The 14,911-nt window shown below is 67.0% G+C and carries 16 protein-coding genes, 1 tRNA gene and 1 other RNA gene; 9 read left to right on the top strand and 9 right to left on the bottom strand.

The window, feature by feature from the left end:
• Nucleotides 1-298: 298 nt before the first annotated feature.
• Nucleotides 299-690, bottom strand: an RNA gene (gene rnpB, locus EGY25_RS10770) — RNase P RNA component class A.
• A gap of 79 nt (nt 691-769) precedes the next feature.
• Between rnpB and EGY25_RS10765 the strand changes: the two genes are divergently transcribed.
• Entirely contained in the window at nt 770-961 is a 192-nt protein-coding gene (locus EGY25_RS10765; protein ID WP_135194962.1) for a hypothetical protein, read from the top strand.
• Complete coding sequence (locus EGY25_RS10760) at nt 962-1,255, top strand: type II toxin-antitoxin system RelE/ParE family toxin (protein ID WP_135194961.1); 294 nt, start codon at nt 962-964, stop codon at nt 1,253-1,255. It begins immediately after the preceding gene.
• Here EGY25_RS10760 and EGY25_RS10755 read toward each other — a convergent pair.
• The 3 genes from EGY25_RS10755 to sppA all read right to left on the bottom strand — a co-directional run bounded on the left by EGY25_RS10755 (nt 1,252) and on the right by sppA (nt 4,234).
• A complete protein-coding gene (locus tag EGY25_RS10755) occupies nt 1,252-2,013 on the bottom strand; it encodes an N-acetylmuramoyl-L-alanine amidase (RefSeq protein WP_135194960.1) in 762 nt (253 codons plus the stop codon). The two genes, EGY25_RS10760 and EGY25_RS10755, sit on opposite strands and share 4 nt — an antisense overlap.
• Before the next feature lie 13 nt (nt 2,014-2,026).
• Entirely contained in the window at nt 2,027-2,350 is a 324-nt protein-coding gene (locus EGY25_RS10750; RefSeq protein WP_135194959.1) for a hypothetical protein, read from the bottom strand.
• A gap of 105 nt (nt 2,351-2,455) precedes the next feature.
• Nucleotides 2,456-4,234 carry a signal peptide peptidase SppA gene (gene sppA, locus EGY25_RS10745; RefSeq protein ID WP_135194958.1) on the bottom strand — a complete coding sequence of 593 codons (1,779 nt, stop codon included), beginning with the start codon at nt 4,232-4,234 and terminating at the stop codon, nt 2,456-2,458.
• A 223-nt stretch (nt 4,235-4,457) separates the two neighbouring features.
• On the opposite strand from sppA, the gene panD reads away from it, so the two are divergent.
• On the top strand, nt 4,458-4,814 hold the full coding sequence (panD, locus tag EGY25_RS10740; RefSeq protein WP_135194957.1) for an aspartate 1-decarboxylase: 357 nt from the start codon (nt 4,458-4,460) through the stop codon (nt 4,812-4,814).
• A gap of 125 nt (nt 4,815-4,939) precedes the next feature.
• On the opposite strand, the gene EGY25_RS10735 is transcribed toward panD, so the two are convergent.
• A complete protein-coding gene (locus EGY25_RS10735) occupies nt 4,940-5,734 on the bottom strand; it encodes an SIMPL domain-containing protein (protein ID WP_135194956.1) in 795 nt (264 codons plus the stop codon).
• Between the two features lie 211 nt (nt 5,735-5,945).
• Here EGY25_RS10735 and EGY25_RS10730 point away from each other — a divergent pair.
• Nucleotides 5,946-6,021, top strand: a tRNA-Ile gene (locus EGY25_RS10730).
• Between the two features lie 161 nt (nt 6,022-6,182).
• Here the strand turns inward: EGY25_RS10730 and EGY25_RS10725 are convergent.
• From EGY25_RS10725 to EGY25_RS10710, 4 genes are all read right to left on the bottom strand, one after another.
• A complete protein-coding gene (locus tag EGY25_RS10725; RefSeq protein WP_135194955.1) occupies nt 6,183-7,808 on the bottom strand; it encodes a TadG family pilus assembly protein in 1,626 nt (541 codons plus the stop codon).
• 1 nt (nt 7,809) lies between these two features.
• Nucleotides 7,810-8,223 carry a TadE/TadG family type IV pilus assembly protein gene (locus tag EGY25_RS10720; protein ID WP_135194954.1) on the bottom strand — a complete coding sequence of 138 codons (414 nt, stop codon included), beginning with the start codon at nt 8,221-8,223 and terminating at the stop codon, nt 7,810-7,812.
• Between the two features lie 196 nt (nt 8,224-8,419).
• A complete protein-coding gene (locus tag EGY25_RS10715; RefSeq protein WP_135194953.1) occupies nt 8,420-8,767 on the bottom strand; it encodes a hypothetical protein in 348 nt (115 codons plus the stop codon).
• A gap of 2 nt (nt 8,768-8,769) precedes the next feature.
• On the bottom strand, nt 8,770-9,039 hold the full coding sequence (locus EGY25_RS10710; protein WP_135194952.1) for a hypothetical protein: 270 nt from the start codon (nt 9,037-9,039) through the stop codon (nt 8,770-8,772).
• A gap of 283 nt (nt 9,040-9,322) precedes the next feature.
• Between EGY25_RS10710 and EGY25_RS10705 the strand changes: the two genes are divergently transcribed.
• The 5 genes from EGY25_RS10705 to EGY25_RS10685 all read left to right on the top strand — a co-directional run bounded on the left by EGY25_RS10705 (nt 9,323) and on the right by EGY25_RS10685 (nt 14,909).
• A complete protein-coding gene (locus EGY25_RS10705; protein ID WP_135194951.1) occupies nt 9,323-9,820 on the top strand; it encodes a GAF domain-containing protein in 498 nt (165 codons plus the stop codon).
• 46 nt (nt 9,821-9,866) lie between these two features.
• Entirely contained in the window at nt 9,867-10,544 is a 678-nt protein-coding gene (locus EGY25_RS10700) for an SDR family NAD(P)-dependent oxidoreductase (protein WP_135194950.1), read from the top strand.
• Nucleotides 10,544-11,392 (top strand): HpcH/HpaI aldolase/citrate lyase family protein, encoded by an 849-nt coding sequence (locus EGY25_RS10695; RefSeq protein WP_135194949.1) that lies wholly within the window; start codon nt 10,544-10,546, stop codon nt 11,390-11,392. Before EGY25_RS10700 ends, EGY25_RS10695 begins: the two co-directional genes overlap by 1 nt.
• Nucleotides 11,393-11,612: 220 nt before the next feature.
• Complete coding sequence (locus tag EGY25_RS10690) at nt 11,613-13,667, top strand: capsular polysaccharide biosynthesis protein (RefSeq protein WP_245159438.1); 2,055 nt, start codon at nt 11,613-11,615, stop codon at nt 13,665-13,667.
• Nucleotides 13,668-13,757: 90 nt separating this feature from the next.
• Nucleotides 13,758-14,909 carry a beta-ketoacyl-ACP synthase III gene (locus EGY25_RS10685; RefSeq protein ID WP_135194948.1) on the top strand — a complete coding sequence of 384 codons (1,152 nt, stop codon included), beginning with the start codon at nt 13,758-13,760 and terminating at the stop codon, nt 14,907-14,909.
• Nucleotides 14,910-14,911 lie beyond the last annotated feature (2 nt).

The following is a 14,911-nucleotide window of genomic DNA, read 5'->3' as shown; positions in this document are numbered from 1 at the left end:
TGGGATCGAAGCCAAGATTTAACCATGTTTTGACGTGTGACGACTTAAGCACGGTCGAACAGCAGGAACATACACGGAACAGATGAAGTATTCACAGGCTGTGAAGCGTTCTAACCTTCCTTGAACAGACAATAGGTTAACGACTGCAAACCTGGGGGCCTGCCGCCAGAACGCTGAAATGCGGGGATAATCCGAACTCGGACCAAGGCGACGCGCAAACCACCGCCGCATCGGCGATGCGGGAAGCCCCACCCAACGGCCTCAAGCAGCGCGAAGCGCGATAGGCCCAGTAAAAAAGTATGCCAGACGGCCTGTAAGCCGGGTTTTGTTCCGCTCCGAGGCTTAAAGCCTGGATCGGCGACGATCATTCCTCTGGACCGACCATTGCTGACCGGTTCTCGCGACCTACCCGGACATCTGAGGCGGTGAGCCCCGCGAGGCGAACCCCGCGCGATGTCCCTATTTGGTCTTGCTCCAGGCGGGGCTTGCCATGCCGTCCCTGTTGCCAGGCACGCGGTGGGCTCTTACCCCACCCTTTCACCCTTACCGGCCTCGCAAGGCCGGAGGTTTGCTTTCTGTGGCGCTATCCCTCGGGTCGCCCCGGGCGGAAGTTATCCGCCGCCTTTTCACCGTGGAGCCCGGACTTTCCTCGACGGACGCGAAGTCCGCCGCGACCGCCCAGCCGTCTGGCGCGCGCTAGATGCGCCCTGAGGCGATGAGGGTCAATATCGGCGATGCATGATCGCGCCGATTGCGATATGATCCCGTCATGGCCTCCGCTGTTTCAAAACCCGCCCGTGACGACGAAACGTCAGCCGAACGCGATGCGCGGCTGGAGCGCATGCGTGCCTTTTTGAACGAAGGTTTGGCTGACATTGCTGCCGGCCGGTTTATCGAAGGCGATGAAGCCGACCGCTGGCTGGAAGGCGAAATTGCGGAAGCAGAGGCCGCCGCTCGCTGAATGGCGCGTCGGTATGTCCTGAGGATCGCGACGCGCGCTCAACAAGACATCTCGGAGGCCAAGGCCTGGCTGCTGCAACCGGGAAGCGGCGCGCGTGGATCGGCACGCTACAGCAAGATCAGTAAAGCCCTGCTCGATTTGAAAGATTCGCCGTTGCGCTGGCCTGTCGGCGATTACGGCATGCGCGAGAGGCTCGTCGAGGGCCACCGCATATTCTATGAAGTGGACGAGGTTGCGCGAAGAGTCTCCGTCGTGCGGATTTACAGCCCCTTCCAGGACCGCGCGGACCTCTAGTTCAGCACGCCCGTGACGCTCTCGGCGCTGGCGAGTTGGAGCAGGCCGACCAGGCGGGCGCGGGTTTCGCCGTCGGCGACGCCGTCGATGCGGGCCGGACGCCAGTGGCGCTGGAAGGCGCGGACGGCGGTTTCGGTCTCGGCGTCATAGTCGCCGCCGGGTTTCAGCCCGTAGCCCAGACGGTGCAGGCCGGCGCGCAGGACCATGGCGCCGATGCCCTGATCGCCCTTTTGCAGCAGGCCGCCCAGGGCCTGGATCCGTTCGGGGGCCGGTTCGAACCACAGGCCATGGCCGGCCTCGGCCAGACGCTTCCAAGGGAAGAGTTCGCCGGGATCTTCCTTGCGGTCCGGCGCCAGGTCGGAATGGGCGATGATGCGGTTGTCGGGAATGCTCCAGCGGCTACGGATATCGTCGATCAGGGCGATGACCGCCGCGACCTGGGCCTCGGGAAAGGCGCGGTAGCCGAATTCGTGGCCGGGATTGACGATCTCGATGCCGATGGAGGCGGCGTTGCAGTCGTCCTCGCCCTGCCAGACCCCGCGACCGGCGTGCCAGGCGCGCCGTTCCTCGGGGACCAGTTGGAAGATGCGGCCGTCTTCCTCGACCAGATAGTGGGCCGAGACCTTGGCTTCCGGGTCGCGCAGACGTGCCAGAGCGGCCTCGCCCGTCTGCATGCCCGTATAGTGGAGCACCAGCATGTCGGGCGGCGCACGGCGCGCGTCGAAGTTGGGCGAAGGCGCGTCGATGTAGGATGTCATGGCGGGCGCCCGTTCAGCGGCCGTTGCGTTCCCAGCCATAGGCGACCCAGGCGCCGTCCACCTTGTGCGCCTCGATCAGGTCGGGATCGCCGTTGCGGCGACGCGGCGTCATGTTGCGGCGGGTCCGCATGACCAGTCCGACCAGGAAGACCAGCACTCCGGCGAACAGGGCGATCACCGCCACGGCGGCGGCGGTGAAGATGGCCAGCACCGCACCCACGGCCATGGCGCAGACGGCGGCGATCATGCCGGCGACCCACATCACGGAGGCCACGATCCCATTGGGACGGCGGCGGGCGGCGAAACCGATGGTGGCGAGACGTTCAGGCTGGAACATGGATCATCCTTTCAGGCGATCCGAGGAACGCCTGACGCGCAATGTCGGTCCATCGGGGCCTGCGGTCAATGGACCGCGACGCACGGTCGCGTGTGTCGCGGTCCTTCAGAAGATCGGCTGGTCAGCCAGCACCACCGCGCCCTCGCCGCGCATACGGTCGCTTTCGACGCGGCGCATCACGGCCTGGGCCTGGGGATCGGCCATGACGCCGCCCAGCATGACCAGGGCCTTGGCGGCCTCGGTCTGGACGCCGAACATTTCCGACAGGGCCTCGAACGGCGACTGCTGCTTGGGGAAATGCTTGAAGCGGACGGGTTCGTTGGACGGAATCTTCGCCAGTTCACGGGCCTTGTTCACCGCCTCGGTGACGCCGCCCAGCTGATCGACCAGGCCCAGAGGCAGGGCCTGAGCCCCGGTCCAGACGCGGCCCTTGGCGATCTCGCGCACGCGGTCGGGCGATAGTTTGCGGCCCGTCGCCACGCGGGCGATGAAGTCGTCGTAGATTCGGTCCATCGAGCCGGCGAAGGCCGCGCGCTGCTCCGGGGTGAACGCCTGCGTCGGCGAGAAGGCGTCGGCGTACTGGCCGCCCACCGTCAGCTCGCGCATGTCGACGCCGAACCGGCCCAGCGCATCGGCCAGCACGAACTTGCCGCCGAACACGCCGATCGAGCCGGTCAGGGTCGATGGCTGGGCCACGATCCAGTCGGCCTCCGAACTGACCCAGTAACCGCCCGAGGCGGCGTAGGCGCCCATGGAGACCACCACCGGCTTGCCCGCCGCCCGCGCCGCGCGCACGGCGGCCAGGATCTGTTCCGAGGCTTCCGGCGAACCGCCGGGCGAGGAGACGCGGAAGACGATGGCCTTGACGCTCTTGTCCTCGATGGCGTCGTAGATGGACTCGGCCGTGTCGTCGGAGTGGATGGATGATCCGCCGCCAAAGCTGCCGCCGCCGCCGCGACCGGTGACGATGGCCCCCTCCCCGCCGACGATGGCGATGGCGTTCTTGCCCGAGCCGGTGCGTTCGCCCTTCTGGTCGGCGTATTTGCCGAACTCGACGATCTCGGCGCCCTTGCCCGCGCGGGTCTTGATGGCGGCCTCGGCCTCCTCGACCTGGCCGACCTTGTCGATCAGTCGGTTGGCCAGGGCCTGGGGCGCCGAATAGGGGCCGGCCTCGATAATCGTCTTCAGCGCCGGAGCGGTCGTCTTGCGATCCCGGGCGGCGTTGGCCAGGGCGCTGTCGTAGATGGATGTCATCCAGGCCGTCATGGCCTCGCGGTGCGGGCCGGTGTAGTCGCTCTGGGTATATTCGTTGACGGCGTTCTTATACTCATAGCGCTGTTCGAAGTCGGGTTTGACGCCGTATTTCTCGAAGGCGCGGCCCAAGAACAGGCTGTCGGCCGAGAAGCCCGTGGCCTGGAAGCCGGCGGTGTTCTGCATCCACAGTTCCGACGCCGAGGCCCCGACCATATAGGTGGACATCACTGCGCCGACGGGCGCGAAGCCCTGGCTGTGGGCGATGACCGGCTTGCCCGAGTTGCGGAAACGGTGGATGGCCTGGCGCAGTTCGTCGGCGGTCGCGGGCGTCATGCCGCTTTCCGGCAGGCGGATCAGCAGGGCCTTGACGCTGTTGTCGCCCTGGGCCTGATGCAGGCCGTCCACGACCTGGGTCAGGGCCAGGCCCGAACCGCCGAAGGCGGCGAACGGATTGGATGACGGCTGGTCGCTGATCCCCTCGCGCAGGTCCAGTTCCAGCACCGTGTTCGCCGGCGTCGTCGGCTTGGACGAGGAGGCGACGACGACGGTCAGCAGCACCACGGGAATGACGACGAGGAAGAGGATCAACCCGGTGAAGACACCAAGGACCGTCAGGAAGAATTGCTTCATCGGATTGGGAAACGCGCTCGCAGGCCGGAAATGGCCGCGCCAGCATAGGGGGACGCGGGCCGTCGTCAAATGAAGGTCGCGCAATATCCGACGGGCGCTAGCGTTCGCATACGCAAACCGTTTGCTGCGGCGCGGCGCCCCGATTGATGCGGGCCTCGAAAATCCCTATATGAGCCGCCTGAGAGCGAGGGCCTGCGCCCCGCGTATATTTGGAGACCGCGCCATGCTGGTCACCCTGATGAAGTCCAAGCTGCACCGTGCGACGGTGACCCAGGCCGATCTCGACTATGAGGGATCGATCGCCATCGACATGGACCTGCTGGACGCGGCGGGCATCTATCCGCACGAACAGGTCGATGTGCTGAACATCACCAACGGCGCGCGCTTCACAACCTACGCCATCGAGGCCCCGCGCGGCTCGCGCGTAATCGGCGTCAACGGCGCCGCCGCCCGCCTGGTCCAGAAGAACGACAAGGTCATCGTGGTCACCTATGGCCAGATGCCCCAAGAAGAAGCCCGCCAGTGGAACCCCAACGTGGTCCTGCTGGACGACGCTAACGAGATCAAACACGCCGGCTGAAGCCCTCTCCTCCCCACCTCGTGGGGAGGGGGACCGCGCAGCGGTGGAGGGGCTCTCAACGTCCCAGTGACCAGCAAAAAGGCCCGCCGTCGCCGGCGGGCCTTTCTTCGTTTGGGCCGATCAGATCACCGGGCGATGTCGTAGACGCCGGTGATGTCGATCCGCACCGTCAGTTCGCCGGCGGCGACCGGGGTGCTTTCGGCGCGATCCATCGACATGGCGCGCGCGGCGAACATCGGCATCGGCGGCTGGGGCGTATAGCCGCCGCCTTCGGTCAGGTTGCGGATGCCCGACAGCTGGACGTTCAGCGACTGGGCGTACAGCTGCGCCTTGGCCTGCAGGTTGCGCACGGCCAGCTGGCGGGCCTGGTTCTCGGCCACCGTCGGATCCTTCAGGCCGAAGCTGATGCCGTCGATCTGGTTGACGCCGGCGGCGACCACGGCGTCAGCCGTCGTGCCGACCTTGGTCAGGTCGTTGATCACCACCGTCACGCGGTTGACCGCCTGATAGCCGCGCAGCTTGGGCGGTTCGTTCTGAACGTAATCGTATTGCGCCGACAGGTTCAGGCCCGAGGTCTGGATGTCGCGCTCGGCGATGCCGGCGCGGCGCAGGGCGGCGACGACCCGCGTCATCTGCGTGGCGTTGTCGCGCATGGCTTCCTGAGCGGTCACGGCCTCGGTCTGGACACCGAAGGTGATGGTGGCCATGTCGGGCGCGGCCTTGACCTCGCCATAGGCCGACAGGTTCAGCGACGGCGCGGGTTGCATCATGTGCATGGCTCCCATCGAGGGTTCGGCTGTTTGGGCCATGGCGCGCGGCGTTGCGGCGGCCAGGAAGGCGGCGGCGGCGACCGCGCCGCCCAGGGCGATGGTCTTCAGCGACACGGTCTTCAGGGGGGCGGCGGCCAGGGTGCGGGTCATGCGGTCTTCTCCGTAAGCGATCCAGGACGGCGCCTTCGCCGATCCGTTGCAACGACCTTGGCCGTTCTCGCCTGAACGAACGCCCGTGCGCCCTGGCAGTTTCCGTTCATCTTCGTGAAATCGCCGAAAGATCGCCTTCTTGCCCGCCCCCGCTTGGCAAGCCGCGCCCGCGCCTGCTAGGCGAGACCCCTTCCGCCGAGGCGCGCCTTGGGGGCCTGTAGCTCAATGGTTAGAGCCGACCGCTCATAACGGTCTGGTTGGGGGTTCGAGTCCCTCCGGGCCTACCAATCCCTGTCGGGCCATCCCAAAGTGGCTCAACCGATCCCTGAAAAACCGTCACGCCTTGGGCCAACGAACTGATCACGCTAGAGTCGGACCTCCCTGCCGGCGCACGCAAGCTTATCCTGGCCATGGCCCGGCAGCTCGCAACGTCAGACCTTCCAGCAGCCTAGCCCACGAGACGTGGCGGCGCTCTGCCGGTGTCCGGGCAGGAGAGACCGAGAACCGCGACATCGGCCTCTCCCAGTTTAAGGCCCAGGACGTCGAGGATGGGCGAGATTGCGCTGTCCAGAACCGGCCCCAATGGCGCGAGGAGGTGGCCGACGGCCGATGCGATGCCGCCAAGGGGCAGGCCGATGACGTCGAGCTCAAGGCGCTGCAGGAGGCTGGTCACAAGGCCCGTCGTCAGGTTCCGGCTCTTCACGGTCTTGATCCGGCGTGCGGCGATGTCTTCGGCGTTGAAGACGACGGACTGGGGCGCAACATCCGCAATCTCGACATCCGCCTTGCCCTTCACCGTCAAGATACCCAGCACGGCCGCGAGGGTCGCCTTGACCGGCGCGATGGGCGCCTTAAAATCGTCCAGACGGGTTTCGTCGACCGCGCCTACCATGGCGCGCGCCAGTCCCGGCCTCGCCGCGACGCGCACGGCGCGCGACGGCGCGCAACTCAGCCGTTCGAGCCGAGCTTCAGCGGGTGCCAGCTCGATCAGGATCGGCAGATTGATCTGGGCCAGGCCTGATAGTGACTGCGCCGTTCGTGCACGCAGGTAGAGCCGCGCCTGAGCCGTGCGCAGGACGGGGTCGCCTTGCGCAGTTGCGGCGATCCAGGGCGAGGTGTTCGGCCGCTCGCCGATCGCCAGCGTCGCCTTGAGATCCGCGATGCCGGCCTGGGCGCCGAGCTTGAGATCGATCTGTCGGTCGCCGCCCGCGATTTCTGCGATCGCCATGACCAGATCCAAAGCGCTGACCTCGGCGTCCAGGCCTTCCCGCAAGCCCTGCCGGGCATCGACCTCGGCGCCGATCAGGCGATCGACCTTGAGGTCCACGCCGGCGGCCGCCGCGGTCAACTGTCCCAGGGCGCCGCCGTCGCGTCCGCCCGCCAGCGCCTTCACCACGCCGAGCGCGTCTCCGGCGTCCACTTCCGTCGCCAGAAGGCGATCATAGTCGCCAACGGCCACGCCTGCCTTGGTGGCCAGGGCGTCCGAGAACTGAAGCAAATTGACGTCCAGATCCGCCAAGGCGCGGTAATCCATCACGCTCAATGACACCTGGCTGCCCAGCAGACCGCTCAGCACCTGATTGGCGACGCCTCCATCCAGCCGGGCCAGTCGCGAGCCGAGGCTGATCATCGCCTTCGGCGTCTGCGGCGCAGCGGCCGTCGCCTTGCGGGTGACCAGCACCTCGTCGCGGCCGAGGAGCCAGCGGCTAAAATAGACCGGCGCCTTGGCGGTGACGGTCACGCGCGCCGCATCGACCTCGGATGCGCCGGCTTCGAAGCGGTCCGTCGGTGTTCGTGCCGGATCCGGCACATACCGGCCTGTCTCAGTCCCGATGACGCGGACGTTCGTGAGATTGAGCGCGACCGTCGTTCGGGCGGCCGCGTCGGCGCCGTCCAGTCGCCCGGCGGCGGCCAAGGCCGCGAGATCCGCAGCGCCCTGAACCTTGCGGGCATGGAGCGCCAGGGCTCCGAGGTCGACGGCGACCGCCGCCGCGACACAGGCCAGGGCCGCGCCAACCGCGCTGATCACAGCGACGCCGCCGTCGCGATCGGGCCACAACTGACGCAGCATCATCCTACTGATCCCCGATCTGGATCGCCGCCGAGCGCGCGATCGTCTTGGGGGGCTGCGGCAGGAACCCGCCGATGAGCAGGATCGGATGGTCGCTGAGATCGTAGGCGACCACGACGCGCAAGGATGAGTGATCGGTCTGCACCTGCGAGGAGAGCCGATCAGGCTGAAGTCCCATGTCGCGGCCTCGGGCCATCACCACGGCTTGGCTCAGTCGTGTCTGCTCGGCTGCGTCCAGGCCGGCGATCCCCGCGCGGGCGCCCTCTGCGGCCAGTGATTGAACGGACTGTGCGCTCAGGAACCAGAACCCATAGACGACGATGGCGATCAGAATGCCGATGAACAGCGGACCGACGAGGGCGAACTCGACAGCGGCTGCGCCCTGGCGGTCGGGACGGCGACGGATTGAACGTTCCATTTGACGCGCTCCTCACACGTCAAGATAGTACCACACGCCTAGATAACGACTCGTTACTCGCCATGGTTGCCAGTTGTGCTTGCCACTTACGCGGCAAGCCGCGTCAGGAAAACGCGCACGTCACCAAGATCTTGGTCGCCGGGATATTCGTCTGACACGGACGTCTCCAGGCGCGTCATCCCAAGAGAAGCCAGCCTCATGATTGAGCAGGGTCCAGCGGCTTCCGAGTTTGCGCGATGTGCTGGACTATCGCCTCGATGCTGCGATCAACAGGGTGGTCGTCCGGCAGGGCGACATTGTACCGCCAGCTCCCGATCGCTTTGATGACGTGGCCAGGATCAACCTCGTCGGTCCACTGGACGCAAATCGGAGGACGCGCGTCTTTATACTGCGGGTATCGCCGCCGAAAGGCCTCGACGTTGGCGCGATAAATCGCCTGCGTAAAGGCTTCCGGGGACGAGTGTGACTGGAGGACCTCGGGATGAACCCTCGCATAAGATGCGATCCGGCTAAAAGCGCGATCGTCCAGGATCACGACCGACATCGTCAGCCCGTGGCTTGAAGCGCCGGTGTCGACTGCTGCTCGATCCATTCGATCACGCGCTCGACAGCGTGGACGTCCAGCTCGTCGGGTCGCCCTCCGTTGCGGAGGTTGCCCAAAGCGGTGAACAGGACGATGCTGGCATCCTCGGCGCCGAGAGGTTTGTGTTTGAGGATCAACTGTTCGAGTCGTTCGATATGATCCATATCGTCGCCCTCGGTAACGTGGCGGCAGGCGTTGAAGGCAGCACCGATCATCTGAAGTCTAGCGGCCATGGGTCTCTCCTATGGAAACAGCCGGGACTATTAAGACGCGTATCTACACACGCTCAGTTTGCTGGCGGACTGGTTAATTCGGAGTTTAAGACGGAACAGACCATACAGCTCCTTTCCCATCGAACTTAGCTTCGATCTGCCTTTCGAAACGATATCTGGACGTTCGGGCGAAGTGTTCCATCGTAAGCAGGTACGGCGATCCTATGAATGATCCCTATTACCCCCTCCCCTTCCTTCCAGCCCCCTCCTATATCGCCAGCCTGTTCCCTCTCGGAGTTCCCCCATGGCCTATGTCGCTCGCACCGATCGTCCCTCGGACAAGGCCGCGCGCTATCTGGAGGTCGAGGCGGAGATCCTGGCCGTGCTGGACGGCGAGCCGAATGTGACGGCGCGGATGGCGACGGTGGCGTCGATGCTGGCGGATGCGTTCGCGCATTATTTCTGGACCGGCTTCTATGTCGTGGCGCCGGACAAGGAAGATGAGTTGGTGGTCGGGCCGTATCAGGGGACGCTGGGGTGTCTGCGGATCGCGTTCGGGCGCGGGGTGTGCGGGACGGCGGCGGCGACGCGGCAGACGCAGCTGGTCGAGGACGTGCACGCCTTTCCCGGCCACATCGCCTGTGACAGCCGCTCGGCCAGCGAGATCGTGGTGCCGGTGCTGGACGCGTCTGGCGCGCTGATCGCGGTGCTGGACGTGGATGCGACGACGCCGGCCGCCTTCGACACCGAGGATCAGGTTGCGCTGGAGCGGTTGATGGCGCGGGTGTTCGCGGCAGGTTGATCGCAGGACGGCCGGCTCTATGGTCCCCGGCGACATGGAGGATCGGATGACACAGCGGACAGTCGCAATCACGGGCGGGCATGGCGTCCTGGGCCGCGCGGTGCTGGAGGCGGCGTTGAAGGCCGGCTGGCAGGTCGCGGTCATCGATCATGCGGCGGGGCATCCCGTGCCGCAGGGCGTGCTGGAGGTCGGCGGGGTCGATCTGACGGACGCGGGCCAGGCGCAGGACGCGATCGATGCGGTCATAGCGCGGTTCGGGCGGCTGGACGCCCTGTTGAACATCGCCGGCGGCTTCGTCTGGCAGACGACCGACGACGCCGAACCGGCCTGGGACCGGATGCACGCCCTGAACGTCACGACCGCCGTCAACGCCAGCCGGTCGGCGCTGTCGGCGCTGTCGGCCTCGCCCGAGGGACGGATCGTCAATGTCGGATCGGCCGCCGCCCTAAAGGCCGAGGCCGGAATGGGGCCCTATGGGGCGGCCAAGGCCGGGGTCCACGCCCTGACCCAGGCGCTGGCGGAAGAGTTGAAGACCACCCGCGTCACCGTCAACGCCGTCCTGCCCTCCATCATCGACACCCCCGCCAACCGCAAGGACATGCCCGACGCCGATCCGGCGACCTGGGTCGCGCCGGCCGATCTGGCGGCGGTGATCCTGTTCCTGGTTTCGCCCGAGAGCCGCGCCATGACCGGCGCCCTGGTGCCCGTAACGGGCCGCGTCTGATGCGGAGCGACCGGGTCCGCAGCGTCCTTTATCTGCCCGCCTCCAATGCGCGGGCGATCGAGAAGGCGCGGACGCTGGATTGCGATGTCGCCGTGCTGGATCTGGAAGACGCGGTGGCGCCTGAGGCGAAGGCCGCCGCACGCGCCGCCGCCGTCGAGGCTGTTCGCGGCGGCGGGTTCGGGCCGCGTCTGGGGGTGCGGATCAATGGCTTGGACACGGACTGGGGGCCGGACGATCTGGCGGCGATGAAGGCGGCGGGGGCCACGCTGGTCGTCGCGCCCAAGGTGGAGACGCCCGAGGCGGTCCACGCCCTGTCCGCCGGCCTGGGCAAGGGGTGCGCCCTGTGGGCCATGATCGAGACGCCGCGCGCCCTGATGACGCTGGCCGACATTGCATCCGCAGACGGGGCGCTGGATGGGCTGATGCTGGGGGTCAACGACCTGGGCAAGGCTCTGGGAACGGGGGCGCTGGGAACCGGGGCGTCTGCGGATCGCGAGCCGTTCAAGCCGTGGCTGGCGATGCTGGTCGCCGCCGCGCGGGCCAATGGCTTGCTGGCCATCGACGGGGTGTTCAACCGGATCGACGATGCGGACGGACTGGCGGCCGAGGCGGCGCAGGGACGGCTGTACGGGTTCGACGGCAAGAGCCTGATCCACCCGTCCCAGATCGCCGCCGCCAAGGCCGCCTTCTCGCCGTCGGACGCCGAGATCGTCCAGGCCCGCGCGGTGGTCGCGGCCTTTGCGCAGCCGGAGGCCGGGAACCAGGGTGCCATCCGCGTGGACGGGGCCATGGTCGAGCGGCTGCATCTGGAGCAGGCGAAGGCGCTGCTGGCGCGGGCGCAAGGCTGACCGCCCGTCTCCTCCCCACATCGTGGGGAGGGGGACCGCGAAGCGGTGGAGGGGTTCTTGAAAGTCCCACAGGAGGCGGTGATGCGTCGCAGAACCACTCCGTCACGGCGCGAAGGCGCGCCGCGCCACCTCCCCATGAAATGGGGAGGAGACGGGTGTGGGGCCTAGCCGCATTCCTGCAACCGCCTTAAACCTCGCGTCGAAACTCAGCGGACCCGCCTTGACCCTACCTGCCGACACGCCTTCGAAAATTCCGGCCTGGGTCTGTGCGCCCGGCGTGCTGAAGGTGCCCTTTCTCGACGTCTTCCTACCCGACTACGACCTGCGTCGCGTGCCGGGGGACGAGGTGCAGGCGGTGCTGGGCTGGGGGATGAAGCAGACGGCGGCGGCGGGGCGGCGCTGGGCGCAGAAGAACGGGCGGCCCTATGTGGCGCTGGAGGACGGCTTCCTGCGGTCGGTCGGGATCGGCGAGGCGGGGGCGACCAGCCTCAGCCTGATCGTCGACGATCTGGGCGTCTATTATGATGCGACGCGGCCCAGCCGTCTGGAGCATTTGATCCAGACGGCCGACGACTGGTGCGACGCGGCCATGACCGCCCGAGCGCGGGGGCTGATCGACCGGATCGTCGCGTCAGGCGTGTCCAAGACCAATATGGGCGGGTCACTGGATCCGGGCCTGTTGAAGCCCGGCCGCCGCGTGCTGATCGTGGACCAGACGTTCGGCGACGCCTCCATCGCCCATGGCCTGGCGACGGCGCAGAGTTTCGACGAGATGATCGCCGCCGCCCGCCGCGACGAACCGGACGCCCAGCTGATCGTCAAACGCCATCCGGCGGTGGCGGCGGGCAAGAAGCGCGGCTGCGTGACGGATCTGGCCGGCGTCACCCTGGTGGACACGGACGTGCGGCCCGCCGACCTCCTGGCGGCGGTCGATGCGGTCTACTGCGTCACCTCGGCGCTGGGGTTCGAGGCCCTGTTGCGCGGCCTGCCGGTGCGGTGTTTCGGGGCGCCCTTCTATTCCGGCTGGGGCTTGACGACCGATGCGGTTCAGACCGGACGGCGTGGGGTTGTCCGCTCCATCGAACAGGTCGCCGCCGCCGCCCTGATCGCCTACAGCCGCTATGTCGATCCGGTGACGGGCGAGCGATGTGAGGCGGAACAGGCGCTGGAGCGGTTGATCGCGCTGCGCGACCGGGCCGACCGTCTGGCGGGCTCGTGGTCGGCGGTGGGGTTTGCGCCCGCCAAGCGTCCGCCGGTGCGCCGCCTGCTGAACTCGCCCAAGGCGACGATGCGGTATTTCATGTCGCCGTCGCGCGCCGCCGCCCATGCGACCGCCACGAACGGCCGGCTGATCTGGTGGGCGGGCAAGGAGAGTGAGGCGACGCGTCAGGCGGCGGCCGCATTCGCCGGCCTGACCGTGCGGATGGAGGATGGCTTCATCCGCTCGCGCGGCCTGGGGTCGGACTTCGTGGGCGCTCTGTCGGTCGCCCTGGACGATCAGGGCGTCTATTACGACCCGTCGCGCCCGTCGCGGCTGGAGACCCTGATCGAGACGACGGACGCGACACCCCAGCAGCTGGCGCGCGCCGCAGCGCTGGGCGCGCGCATCGTCCAGGCCGGCCTGTCGAAATACAATCTGAAAGGCCAGGCGCCGGCGGATTGGCCCGCCGACCGCGACATCCTGCTGGTCGTTGGCCAGGTCGAGAACGACAAGTCGATCCTGCTGGGTTGCGAGCCTGAGCTGGCCACCAACTCCGCCCTGGTCGAGGCCGCGCGGGCGGACTATCCCGACGCCTTCCTGGTCTATCGCAACCATCCCGACGTCCTGGCGGGCAATCGACCCGGTAAGTTGGACGCCTCGGCCATGGCCTCGGTGGACGCCAGCGCCGACGGGCTGGACATCGTCGACTGCCTGAACGCCTGCCGACGCGTGGCGACCCTGACCTCCCTGACCGGGTTCGAGGCCCTGATGCGGGGCAAGGCCGTGTCGGTCTATGGGCGGCCCTTCTATGCCGGATGGGGACTGACCGACGACCGGCTGACTTTCGCGCGCCGCACCCGCCGGGCGACCGTGGATCATCTGATCCTGGCGGCCCTGATCCATTATCCGATCTATGTCACGCCGTCGGGCTGGCCCTGCGAGGCGGAAGACCTAGTCCAGGCCCTGATCGCGGCGCGCGACCAGCCCACGCCCAAGGCGCCGCGCGGTCAGATCCAGCGCTGGGCCGCGGGCATAATCGCCAGTCTCGACCGCAGGCCGCCGCCGTCCTATTGACGCGTTCTGATAGGAAACGGACTGTCCTCAAGCAGACCAAGACATCCTCAAGCAGCGAGACGCCGCGCGTCGAGCGATAGGAACCACAAAGTGTCGAATGCAGTGATCGCCGCCACCGGCCTCTTCACCCCCGAACAGTCGGTCTCCAACGCCGAGCTGGTCGACAGCTACAACGCCTGGGCCGACGGCTGGAACGCCCGCCACGCCGCCCAGATCGAGGCCGGCGAACTGGAGGCCAAGGCCCATTCCTCGCCCGAGTTCATCGAAAAAGCGTCGGGCATCAAGAGCCGGTTCGTGCTGGACAAGGCCGGGATCATCGACCCCGAGCGGATGGCCCCGAACCTGGCCGAACGCTCCAACGACGAGATTTCCATCCTGGCCGAAATGGCGGTCAAGGCCGCCCGCCAGGCGATCGAGGCCTGGGGCAAGCCGGTCAGCGAGATCGGCGCCGTCCTGTGCGCCGCCTCCAACATGCAGCGCGCCTATCCCGCCATGGCCATCGAGGTGCAGCAGGCTCTGGGGATCGAGGGTTTCGCCTTCGACATGAACGTGGCGTGCAGCTCGGCGACCTTCGGCATCAAGACGGCGACGGACTTCATCGCTGGCGGCTCGGTCAAGGCGGTGCTGATGGTCAACCCCGAGGTCTGTTCGGCCCACCTGAACTTCACCGACCGCGACAGCCATTTCATCTTCGGCGACGTGGCGACGGCGGTGATCGTGGAATCGTCAGAGACGGCGGGACCGGGCGGCTGGGACGTATTGGGCACACGGCTGAAGACCACCTTCTCGAACAATATCCGCAACAACTTCGGCTTCCTGAACCGCAATGCGCGCGACACCGCGCATCTGGACACGCCGGCCGCCGACGACAGCGTCCAGAACGACAAGCTGTTCATCCAGCAGGGCCGCAAGGTCTTCCGCGACGTGGTGCCGATGGTGTCGGACATGATCGTGGATCACGCCGGCGAACTGGGCCTCGATCCGCACGCGCTGAAGCGGCTGTGGCTGCACCAGGCCAACATCAACATGAATACCATGATCGGCAAGAAGGTGCTGGGCCGCGAGCCCTCGGCGGACGAAAACGTCATCATCCTGGACGACTACGCCAATACCTCCTCGGCGGGCTCGATCATCGCCTTCCACCTGCACAACGACGGGTTCGAGGCGGGCGACACGGGCCTAATCTGCAGTTTCGGCGCCGGCTATTCCGCCGGGACGGTCTTCGTCAGAAAGCGCGCCTAACT

This window comes from Brevundimonas intermedia (assembly GCF_004614235.1).
In the GTDB taxonomy this organism is placed as follows: domain Bacteria; phylum Pseudomonadota; class Alphaproteobacteria; order Caulobacterales; family Caulobacteraceae; genus Brevundimonas; species Brevundimonas intermedia_A.
This window is presented reverse-complemented; position numbering and strand designations above follow the sequence as displayed.